This window comes from Vibrio sp. (assembly GCF_047973365.1).
Classification (GTDB): Bacteria; Pseudomonadota; Gammaproteobacteria; order Enterobacterales; family Vibrionaceae; genus Vibrio.
Genome location: NZ_JBKEBW010000012.1, coordinates 1 through 10,107, shown reverse-complemented (window position 1 = coordinate 10,107; position 10,107 = coordinate 1). Strand labels below are relative to the sequence as shown.

At 44.8% G+C, this 10,107-nt stretch carries 11 protein-coding genes and 1 pseudogene; 11 read left to right on the top strand and 1 reads right to left on the bottom strand.

Translation table 11 applies throughout. The annotated features are described in order from the left end of the window. The 11 genes and pseudogenes from ACK5MF_RS01795 to nusB all read left to right on the top strand — a co-directional run. Positions 1 to 176: pseudogene (locus tag ACK5MF_RS01795) on the top strand (group II intron reverse transcriptase/maturase); the annotation flags it as partial. A 257-nt stretch (positions 177 to 433) separates the two neighbouring features. Further along, positions 434 to 1,684, top strand: a complete 1,251-nt coding sequence (gene frsA / locus ACK5MF_RS01790) for an esterase FrsA (RefSeq protein WP_416918779.1) — start codon at positions 434 to 436, stop codon at positions 1,682 to 1,684. 104 nt (positions 1,685 to 1,788) lie between these two features. After that, positions 1,789 to 2,178: a sigma factor-binding protein Crl gene (crl, locus tag ACK5MF_RS01785; protein ID WP_416918777.1), complete on the top strand. Its 390-nt coding sequence runs from the start codon at positions 1,789 to 1,791 to the stop codon at positions 2,176 to 2,178. A 123-nt stretch (positions 2,179 to 2,301) separates the two neighbouring features. Next, positions 2,302 to 3,435: a glutamate 5-kinase gene (gene proB, locus ACK5MF_RS01780; protein ID WP_416918775.1), complete on the top strand. Its 1,134-nt coding sequence runs from the start codon at positions 2,302 to 2,304 to the stop codon at positions 3,433 to 3,435. Between the two features lie 13 nt (positions 3,436 to 3,448). Then, complete coding sequence (locus ACK5MF_RS01775; protein WP_416918773.1) at positions 3,449 to 4,699, top strand: glutamate-5-semialdehyde dehydrogenase; 1,251 nt, start codon at positions 3,449 to 3,451, stop codon at positions 4,697 to 4,699. A gap of 133 nt (positions 4,700 to 4,832) precedes the next feature. Further along, positions 4,833 to 5,282 carry a transcriptional regulator NrdR gene (gene nrdR / locus ACK5MF_RS01770; protein ID WP_042480166.1) on the top strand — a complete coding sequence of 150 codons (450 nt, stop codon included), beginning with the start codon at positions 4,833 to 4,835 and terminating at the stop codon, positions 5,280 to 5,282. A gap of 37 nt (positions 5,283 to 5,319) precedes the next feature. Continuing rightward, positions 5,320 to 6,441 (top strand): bifunctional diaminohydroxyphosphoribosylaminopyrimidine deaminase/5-amino-6-(5-phosphoribosylamino)uracil reductase RibD, encoded by a 1,122-nt coding sequence (gene ribD, locus ACK5MF_RS01765; protein ID WP_416918771.1) that lies wholly within the window; start codon positions 5,320 to 5,322, stop codon positions 6,439 to 6,441. Between the two features lie 4 nt (positions 6,442 to 6,445). Beyond that, entirely contained in the window at positions 6,446 to 7,102 is a 657-nt protein-coding gene (locus ACK5MF_RS01760) for a riboflavin synthase (protein ID WP_416918769.1), read from the top strand. Positions 7,103 to 7,161: 59 nt separating this feature from the next. Further along, positions 7,162 to 8,271, top strand: coding sequence for a bifunctional 3,4-dihydroxy-2-butanone-4-phosphate synthase/GTP cyclohydrolase II (gene ribBA, locus ACK5MF_RS01755; RefSeq protein WP_416918767.1), 1,110 nt, complete (start codon positions 7,162 to 7,164; stop codon positions 8,269 to 8,271). A gap of 215 nt (positions 8,272 to 8,486) precedes the next feature. Continuing rightward, positions 8,487 to 8,957: a 6,7-dimethyl-8-ribityllumazine synthase gene (ribE, locus tag ACK5MF_RS01750; RefSeq protein ID WP_042480155.1), complete on the top strand. Its 471-nt coding sequence runs from the start codon at positions 8,487 to 8,489 to the stop codon at positions 8,955 to 8,957. Continuing rightward, the gene (gene nusB / locus ACK5MF_RS01745) at positions 8,957 to 9,427 is read left to right on the top strand and encodes a transcription antitermination factor NusB (RefSeq protein WP_165312100.1); all 471 of its coding nucleotides are present in this window, start codon (positions 8,957 to 8,959) and stop codon (positions 9,425 to 9,427) included. The genes ribE and nusB overlap by 1 nt, the downstream gene beginning before the upstream one ends. A 421-nt stretch (positions 9,428 to 9,848) precedes the next feature. Here the strand turns inward: nusB and ACK5MF_RS01740 are convergent, their stop codons facing one another. Beyond that, positions 9,849 to 10,100 carry a hypothetical protein gene (locus tag ACK5MF_RS01740; RefSeq protein ID WP_416918781.1) on the bottom strand — a complete coding sequence of 84 codons (252 nt, stop codon included), beginning with the start codon at positions 10,098 to 10,100 and terminating at the stop codon, positions 9,849 to 9,851. Positions 10,101 to 10,107 lie beyond the last annotated feature (7 nt).

Genomic DNA, 10,107 nt, shown 5'->3' with positions numbered 1-10,107 from the left:
TTGGATATAAGCCGCCGTTTAGATTTATCCGAATGAGTAGTTGGAGAAATGCGCAAAGTCCTCTAGCCAGTTATGCGATGCCAAACCAATGGTTCAACGAACTGGGGTTGGTAAATCTTGAGCAAGTAGGAACAGGGTATGTGTTTAGCAATTATGCTGAATGGAAGTATGCATGAGCCGTATACGAGGTCCGTACGTACGGTTCTGTGAGAGGGATGAGGCGGTAACGCCTCACCCTACTCGATTTTATTACTATATACTCTTCCTACTTGAAGCTGCAGCGCATTATGTTTTGGTATGGGGTCTACGTTCGTTCACCCCAATCACGCATGGTAATCTGTGGTCATGGGGATTCACTTACTTGCCGCCTACCTGTAACTTCAAGTAGTTTGAGTATCAAACAAAGAAATCGTTTGTTTAGCGAGGCTAGGTTATGTCTGAAGAAGATAACAATATCAATTTGTCAGAAACGTTGTTTGTAAAACGTAAACAGGCGAAAGAAACGTCAGCGCTGACTCAATACATGCCTAGCAATGCTGAATTTTTGCAGAATAAGAAGCAGCAAGAAGGCTACTCTTGGTACCGCAACGTTCGTCGCCTGCAATGGGTATGGCAGGGTGTTAATCCTATCGAACAAGAGGAAGTACTATCGCGTATCGCTTCATCCCCTCATTCGCGTACAGATGATGATTGGCTTGATACCGTAATGGGCTACCATAGCGGTAACTGGGCATTTGAATGGACTTGTCTTGGTATGCAGCATCAAAAAACATCTTCTGCATTGGAAGGTGACGCGGCTGCGGAGGAACTCTTTAAAGCATCGCTCTGTTTTAGCATCGCCGGCTATCCGCATTTAAAGAATGATAATTTGGCTTTGCAAGCTCAGGTGTTAGCAAGCAAGGCTTATTCAGAGGCTGCTGAGTTAACCAGCTTTACCGTTAAAAAATTAGATTTCACTTATCAGAGTAAGAAATTTTCTGGCTACTTACATCTGACGAATACAGATAAGCCTCATCCAGTTGTGATTGTTAGCGCTGGTTTAGATAGCTTGCAAACGGACATGTGGCGACTTTTCCGTGACTATTTAGCTAAGCATGATATTGCGATGTTAACCATCGATATGCCTTCGATTGGTCACAGTTCACAGTGGCCTCTAACTGAAGACACTTCCTGCTTGCATCAAGCGGTGATCAATCAATTGACCGATGTGCCTTGGGTTGATCATTTCTGCATCGGTTTAATTGGTTTTCGTTTTGGTGGCAATGCGATGGTTCGCTTGTCATTTCTAGAACAGGAGAAAGTAAAAGCCTGTGTGGCGATTGGTGCGCCGATACATGATGTATGGTCATCACCAACCAAACTTAAACAGATGCCGAAAATGTATCTCGACATACTGGCTTCGCGATTAGGCAAAGAAGCGGTCGACATTGAGAGTTTATCTGGTCAAATGAAAGCATGGTCGTTGAAAGCTCAAGGTTTCTTGAGTAGTCGACGAACAAAAGTACCGATTTTGGCGTTGGGTATGGAAGGAGATCCTGTTTCTCCACTTTCTGACAACCAACTTGTGGCGCTTTTTAGCCAGGGTGGCAAAGCTAAGCAGATAAAAAGCAAGACAATTACCCAAGGATATGAGCAATCCCTCGATTTAGCGATAAAGTGGCTGCAAGAAGAACTCTGTAGGTGACATTTTCTCTAATTTAGTTAAGAGTAATATTTGTTCTGTTTATATGCTTTTAAAAGTATATAGATAATAGTGATATTTATTCTTATATGGAAATGGAGAATCCTATGCCAGAAGGGACGAAAAATCCGACGCACTACCGATTGTTATCCGCATTTAAAGCTATAGGCCCTTATTTACGTGAAGGAAAATGTAAAGATGGGAGCTATTTATTTGATTGTTTAGCCGCCTGTGTGGATAACAGGAAAGCTCCCGAAAAAAGAGAGTTCTGGGGCTGGTGGATGGTGCTAGGGAAAACGGACGCAGGGTATGAGGCAAAATATCAATTGGGTCGTTATAACTTGGCGGGGGAGTGGGAAGTCAAAGATATTCCAGAATCTGCGCAAGCTGAAGTTATCCAAAACCAGGAAGAGTTTCATAAAAAGCTAGAACGGGCATTAAGTGAACGTTTCGCTTTATCACTTTCTATGCATGAAGAATCGGTAGAATTTGTGTGATTTTAGCTCGTGGAATGTTACTGAACGTAAAAGGTGCTATTTAGCACCTTTTTCTTCTTGTGCTTAACGCCGTTGATTGCTAAAACATCTTCTCTTAACTGTTTTCAAATTGAAGAAGAAGGCATGAAAACGAATCAGCAAAGCGGAACTACAGCGCAAACTGTCGTTGTAAAACTGGGAACCAGTGTTCTTACCGATGGCACACTTGCTCTTGATAGAGCTCATATGGTTGAGCTTGTTCGCCAGTGTGCAGAACTGAAAAAGCAAGGCCATTCAGTGGTGATTGTATCTTCAGGTGCAATTGCAGCAGGCCGAGAACATTTAGGTTACCCCGCACTGCCCAACGCGATGTCGAGCAAACAGTTGCTAGCGGCGGTTGGACAAAGCCAACTGATTCAAGTTTGGGAATCTTTGTTTGCTATTTATGGCATCAAGATAGGCCAAATGTTGTTAACTCGTGCTGACCTTGAAGATCGTGAGCGTTTCTTAAATGCTCGTGACACCATCAATGCTTTGGTTGAACACGATATTATTCCCGTAGTTAATGAAAACGATGCGGTTGCAACCAGCGAAATCAAAGTTGGCGACAATGATAACTTGTCGGCACTGGTGGGGATTTTATGTGGCGCGGACAAGCTTCTGCTGCTGACCGACCAAAAAGGCTTATTTACCGCAGATCCGCGCAAAGATCCGAATGCAGAACTGATCAAAGAAGTGAAAACCATTGATGATACCTTGCGTAAAATTGCGGGTGGCAGCGGTACGACTTTAGGTACCGGTGGTATGGCAACCAAACTGCAAGCGGCCGACATTGCTCGCCGGGCAGGCATTGAAGTTATCATTGCTGCTGGTCGTGGTGAGAATGTGATTTTCGATTCACTGAGCGATACGCCACAAGGAACTCGTTTTTTACCATTGGAAGAGTCATTAGAAAATCGCAAACGTTGGATACTAGCCGGGCCGTCAGCCTCTGGCGATATCATCATTGATGATGGTGCAGTAAAAGCCGTCAATGAAAAAGGCAGCAGCTTACTGGCAAAAGGTGTGGTCAGTGTTCATGGTCAGTTCTCCCGTGGTGAAGTGGTTCGAGTGATTGATAAGTCAGGAAAACTGGTTGCACGCGGAATCGCGGCATACTCAAACTCTGATCTGGCAAAAATTGCCGGTAAACACAGTAAAATGATTATCGACATTCTTGGTTATGATTACGGCTCAGAAGTCGTTCACCGAGATGATATGGTCGTGATCCAAGAATAAATCGAGGATAGGCATGGACTTAACAATTATGGGAAAAGCGGCGAAAGACGCGGCTTTTCAACTCGCCACAGCGACAACTGCTCAGAAAAACCAGGCACTATCTATCATTGCTGATGAGCTCGAAGAGAATGAGGATGTCATTCTAAGTGCCAACGCAAAAGATATCGAACTCGGTCGTGAAGCCGGTTTATCGGACGCATTGCTTGATCGTCTGCTACTGAATAAAGAACGTTTAACGGGCATTGCAAACGATGTGCGTAATGTCATCAGTCTTAATGATCCAGTTGGCAGCGAGATCGACAGTAAAGTACTAGAAAACGGCATGTCATTGTCTCGTCGTCGTGTACCGCTTGGTGTGGTTGGTGTTATTTACGAAGCGCGACCAAACGTGACCATAGACATCGCTGCTTTGTGCCTAAAAACCGGTAACGCTTCTATTTTACGTGGCGGTAAAGAAACCTTTTTCTCCAACATGGAGTTGGTCAAGGTTATTCAATCCGCACTAGAAAAAGCACAGCTACCCGCAGCGTCAGTACAGTACATTGAAAAACCGGATCGTGAATTGGTTTCTCAGTTGCTTAAACTGGATGATTACGTGGATATGATTATTCCTCGTGGTGGCGCAGGTTTACACAAAATGTGTAAAGAAAACAGCACGATCCCTGTCATCATTGGTGGGTTTGGCATCAGTCATATCTATGTTGACCTAAGCGCAGATTTAGACAAAACCGTGGATGTGATTGAAAACGCGAAAGTGCAACGTCCATCGGCGTGTAACGCGTTAGATACACTATTAGTTCATCAGGATATTGCTCCGCCTTTGCTGCAAAAACTGATCGCAAAACTCAAGGATAAAGTGACATTTGTTGCTGAGTCAAAAGCAAAAGCGTTAATGCAAGCTGCGAGTAACATTCGTGACGCTCAAGAGGGTGACTTTGACACAGAATGGTTAAGCTACACCTTAGGCGTCAAAGTGGTTCAGAATGTGGATGAAGCGATTGATCACATGCGTGAACATAACGCCAGTCATTCTGATGCGATTATGACCAACGATCTGTTCAACGCGGAGAAGTTCATCAATAGCGCGGGTTCCGCTGCGGTTTATGTCAATGCGTCGACTCGTTTTACTGACGGTGCTCAATTTGGCTTGGGCGCGGAAGTTGCGGTATCCACTCAGAAACTGCACGCCCGAGGTCCAATGGGGTTAGAAGAGCTCACCAGTTATAAGTGGGTGGGTAAGGCAAATTATCTTTCTCGTGCTTAATGACTCATCCCTAACTTGAGTTATATTCTGTATTTTAAGTTATTAATCGATTGAAATGGGGCGAATGACGCCCCTTTTTGTTTTCTTAATATTAGTGATTCCTGTAAACTGACTTTCTTGCTATGGAGGTGGTATGCATTGTCCTTTTTGTTCTGAAAACGATACGAAAGTCATCGATTCCCGTCTTGTGGCTGATGGACACCAAGTTCGTCGCCGTCGTCAATGTCTTGCTTGTAGTGAACGTTTTACCACGTTTGAAACTGCCGAGTTGGTTATGCCAAGAGTGATTAAGTCTAATGGCAATCGCGAACCGTTTGATGAAGATAAAATGATTGGCGGCCTGCAACGAGCATTAGAAAAACGCCCTGTGAGCGCCGATTCGATTGAGCTTGCGATAAGCACGATTAAATCCAAACTAAGAGCCACTGGCGAGCGAGAAGTGCCTAGCCAGCTAATCGGTAACCTTGTTATGGATGCATTGAAAGAATTAGATAAAGTTGCCTACATTCGTTTTGCTTCGGTTTATCGTAGTTTCGAAGATGTACGTGAATTTGGCGAAGAAATTGCCAAGTTAGAAGACTGATTTCCAACGCTCGAAATTCCCTGAATAAGAACAGATGATGCCGAAGTTTACCCCTTTTGATCACCAAATGATGACGCGAGCGATAAAGCTCGCTCAAAAAGGTCGCTTTACCACTGCACCCAACCCTAATGTTGGTTGTGTGATCACTCAAGGTGATACTATTGTTGGTGAAGGTTTCCATTACCGCGCAGGCGAACCTCATGCTGAAGTTCATGCTCTACGTATGGCCGGCGAACGCTCACGTGGCGCTACAGCCTATGTTACTTTAGAGCCTTGTTCTCATTACGGACGCACACCTCCATGTGCGCAAGGCTTGATAAAAGCTGGTGTGTCTAAAGTTATCTGCGCAATGCAAGATCCGAATCCTCAAGTGTCTGGGCGTGGTATTCAAATGCTGCGTGAGGCGGGAATTGAAGTTGCAGTCGGTCTGCTTGAAGCCGATGCGAAAGCGTTGAACCCTGCGTTTATCAAGCGTATGCAAACGGGTATGCCGTTCGTTCAATTAAAAATGGCCTCCAGTATCGATGGTCAAACCGCGCTTTCGAATGGTGAAAGTCAATGGATTACCTCTCAACAAGCTCGCCAAAACGTCCAGCACTACCGTGCGCAAGCGGGGGCGATTTTGTCTACCAGCCAAACGGTTATTGATGACAATGCGTCATTGACGGTACGTTGGAATGAGCTAGCGGAAAGCGTCAAAGATCTCTATCCAGAATCTGAGCTGCGTCAGCCTGTTCGTGTCATTTTAGACCGGAAAAATCGGTTGCACCCTCAACTGGCGCTTTATGCATCTGCTTCACCAGTATTACGAGTCAGTGATGAAAACGCTGACGTAACGGTTGCAGTGAATGGGCAAGGTCAGTTAGATTTGCGCCAAACGTTGGTCACATTAGCCAAGACACACAATATCAACCATATTTGGGTTGAGGCTGGTGCCACACTAGCGAAATCACTGCTGCAAGAGCAGTTGGTTGATGAACTGGTTTTGTATTTGGCACCTAAAATAATGGGTAGTGATGGTCGAGGCCTGTTTGGTGCTTTAGGTCTAACTGACATGCAGCAAGTTATGGATCTCGAAATAAAAGATTGTCGACTGGTGGGCGCTGATATTCGCATTGTCGCGCTACCGAAATCCACTGACTCAAAAAGAAAAGATTAACACTATGTTTACTGGAATTGTCGAAGCGGTCGGCCAACTTACCGCAATCACACCTAAAGGCGAAGATGTCACTATTACCGTGAATGTCGGCAAGCTGGATATGTCGGATGTTAAATTGGGTGACAGTATTGCAACCAACGGCGTATGTCTGACCGTGGTTGCTTTTAATGACACAAGCTATAGTGCCGATCTTTCACTCGAAACGTTAAAGAAATCGGCTTTTGCCAATTATAAAGCTGGCGATAAAGTGAATTTAGAAAAAGCCATGCTGCCAACCACTCGCTTTGGTGGACATATTGTTTCTGGCCACGTTGATGGTGTTGGCGAAATTGTTGAGCGCAACATCGTTGGTCGAGCTATCGAATTTTGGGTTGAACTGCCTGAAGAACTGAATAAATACGTTGCAGAGAAAGGCTCAATTACCGTGGATGGTATTAGTCTAACTGTCAATGACCTACGTAAAAATTCTTTTAAATTAACCATTGTTCCCCATACCACTCAGGAAACGACGATTGACTCATTTCAAGTCGGTCGCAAAGTGAATTTGGAAGTGGATGTATTAGCGCGTTATTTGGAACGTTTACTACAAGGTCGAGAGCCGTCTCAACAGCCTGAATCTCGACTAACGATGGAATTTCTGCAACAGAACGGATTTGCTTAACGCTGTTTCCATTCACTTAATGGAACAAGTATAAGCGGCTAACAATAGGACAAAAAACAATGCCAATTAGTACGCCACAAGAAATTATTGAAGATATTCGCCTTGGCAAAATGGTTATCCTGATGGATGACGAAGATCGTGAAAACGAAGGTGATATGATCATCGCAGCGGAACATATCACTCCGGAAGCCATTAACTTTATGGCGACACATGGTCGTGGCTTAATTTGTTTGACAATGACGAAAGAACGTTGCGAAACATTAGGTTTGCCACCTATGGTGCAAGACAATAACGCGCAATACAGCACCGCTTTTACAGTATCCATTGAAGCCGCCGAAGGTGTGACAACAGGTATTTCAGCCGCAGACCGTTCGCGTACAGTTCAAGCTGCAGTGGCAAAAGATGCTAAAGCATCGGATCTGGTACAGCCGGGGCATATTTTTCCACTAACCGCTCAAGATGGCGGTGTTTTGGTTCGCGCAGGTCACACAGAAGCGGGTTGTGATTTAGCTCGTCTTGCTGGTTTAGAGCCGGCATCGGTTATCGTCGAAGTTCTAAAAGAGGATGGCAGTATGGCTCGTCGTCCTGATTTGGAAATTTTTGCTAAGAAGCACGATATTAAATTGGGTACTATCGCCGCTTTGATTGAGTACCGCAACAATACCGAAACGACGATTGAACGTGTCGCCAAGTGTAAATTGCCAACCGAATATGGTGAGTTTGAACTGGTGACTTACCGTGACATCATTGATAACCAAGTACACTTCGCGATGCAAAAAGGGGATGTGACAGGGGAAGCTCCACTGGTCCGTGTCCATTTACAAGATACCTTCACTGATATTCTTCATAGTAATAGAAACGCTGATCGTAGTTGGACTCTACAAAGTGCAATGCAACGTATCGCCGAAGAAGGCGGTGTGTTGGTGATTCTGGACAATGAAGAGTCGAGTGATTTACTGCTTCACCGTATCAAAACATTTGAACAACAAGACTGCGGCGATGCGCCAGCAATGGCGAAGAAACAGGGGACGTCACGTCGTGTCGGTGTCGGTTCGCAGATTCTCGCCGACCTAGGTGTTCGCGATATGCGTTTGCTTTCCTCGCCAAGCAAAAAATACCATGCATTAAGCGGCTTTGGTCTGAACGTGGTTGAGTATGTTTGCGAATAAGTTGAATACGTTTACCAATCATTTAACGACAAGCAATTAAAATAAACCCGTACTAGCTTTCTATTGCGGGTTAAATTTCAGCACAGTATTGAATTCCAGTGATTGAATGTTGGTTACTCATCACTTAGTGAGCCAATTTCTATTAGATATAGCTCACAAAGTTATGCTAGAATCCGGCGATTCTCACTCGATGAACCAGAGTTAAAGGAAAGCTTATGAAAGTGATAGAAGGTGGTTTCCCAGCACCAAATGCCAAAGTTGCGATTGTGATTTCTCGTTTCAACAGTTTTATTAACGAAAGTCTATTGTCTGGTGCCATCGACACTTTAAAGCGTCACGGACAAGTGAGTGACGATAACATTACTGTTGTTCGCTGCCCTGGTGCAGTAGAGCTACCGTTGACCGCACAACGTGTGGCAAAAACAGGTAAATTTGATGCTATCGTTTCTCTAGGCTCAGTGATCCGTGGTGGTACACCACACTTTGACTATGTTTGTAGTGAAATGAATAAAGGTTTGGCACAAGTGTCTATGGAATTCAGCATTCCAGTGGCATTTGGTGTGCTAACTGTTGATACAATCGATCAAGCTATTGAACGCGCAGGAACCAAGGCTGGTAATAAAGGTGCAGAAGCTGCACTAAGCGCACTTGAGATGATTAACGTTCTTTCTGAAATAGATTCCTAATGGGGGCCAGTGTGAAACCAGCCGCACGTCGTAATGCACGTCAATTTGCGCTACAAGCTATTTATTCGTGGCAAATTACTAAAGATAATGTTGCAACAATTGAGGAGCAATTTTTATCGAATGGTAAGTATGATGAAGAAGAGCATCACGCATCTGAACCAGCGTTAGCTGCGCCAGAAACTGACGTTGTGTATTTCCGCGACCTTTTAGCGGGTGTCGTGCTTAACCACACGGAACTTGATAGCAAGCTAAGACCTTTTGTCTCTCGCCCAATGCAAGACCTAGATATGATGGAGTTAGCATTGCTCCGTCTTGCAATGTACGAGATGACTCGTCGTGATGATGTACCTTACAAAGTGGTTATCAATGAAGCGATTGAGCTAGCGAAAGTATTCGCAGCGGAAGATAGCCATAAGTTTGTTAACGGTGTGCTTGATAAAGCAGCGCCTCACGTACGTAAAAAATCGTAATTCGATTTAGCATACAAAGGTCAGCGATTGCTGACCTGAGTTTGTTGACAAAGTCAGTGTTCGATTTATACCTGTCATCCCGGAAAATACGCAGTATTTATCCGGGATCTCGCTCTTGTGTATGTCGTTGGGATTTAGATTCCTGCCTTCGCAGGAATGACGATATTGAGTTTGTCATCAGTCTGAGGTCAGCAATCGCTGACCTTTTTTGTTTGCCCAGCAAAGCTGGCAAACCCGTCCACTTGAAAGAAAGTGGAGTCACCCTGACTAAGGGGAAGACAATCCGAATGGCAAGGGCGTCACGGGCTAACGGTGGGGTCTGAAGGAAGCCATAGGAAGTTAGATGTACACAACTAACCGTAATCTGTTTCGGCGGTACTGGTGGGTAAGCGTCCAAAATAGCGCAAAGCCCAATACTTAGTCAGACCACTACTGTGATTGAGGGTGGGATATCTAACAGGGAGTCAGTGCAATAACTGGGGAAGCCTGACACCACATCCGGGCAAATGCCGGAAGCATCCATCAAGAGGTGACTCAAGGTGAATGTTGGTGCGAGGTGGCAGATGAATCCGTAGTAGTAAGTAAGGCTCGACCAGTGAAGCCCAGTAATGGTGTGGAGGAGAAAACCGAGCTGACCATCAGCACTGCGTTTGGTGGGGCACTGACTAGCCAAAAGCTTA

Bases quoted from the DNA above. Each gene is read 5' to 3' on its own strand.
- crl (WP_416918777.1), top strand. From the start codon at position 1,789: ATGCCAGAAGGGACGAAAAATCCGACGCACTACCGATTGTTATCCGCA.
- nrdR (WP_042480166.1), top strand. From the start codon at position 4,833: ATGCATTGTCCTTTTTGTTCTGAAAACGATACGAAAGTCATCGATTCC.
- proB (WP_416918775.1), top strand. From the start codon at position 2,302: ATGAAAACGAATCAGCAAAGCGGAACTACAGCGCAAACTGTCGTTGTA.
- frsA (WP_416918779.1), top strand. From the start codon at position 434: ATGTCTGAAGAAGATAACAATATCAATTTGTCAGAAACGTTGTTTGTA.
- ACK5MF_RS01775 (WP_416918773.1), top strand. From the start codon at position 3,449: ATGGACTTAACAATTATGGGAAAAGCGGCGAAAGACGCGGCTTTTCAA.
- ACK5MF_RS01760 (WP_416918769.1), top strand. From the start codon at position 6,446: ATGTTTACTGGAATTGTCGAAGCGGTCGGCCAACTTACCGCAATCACA.
- ribE (WP_042480155.1), top strand. From the start codon at position 8,487: ATGAAAGTGATAGAAGGTGGTTTCCCAGCACCAAATGCCAAAGTTGCG.
- ribBA (WP_416918767.1), top strand. From the start codon at position 7,162: ATGCCAATTAGTACGCCACAAGAAATTATTGAAGATATTCGCCTTGGC.
- ribD (WP_416918771.1), top strand. From the start codon at position 5,320: ATGCCGAAGTTTACCCCTTTTGATCACCAAATGATGACGCGAGCGATA.
- nusB (WP_165312100.1), top strand. From the start codon at position 8,957: ATGGGGGCCAGTGTGAAACCAGCCGCACGTCGTAATGCACGTCAATTT.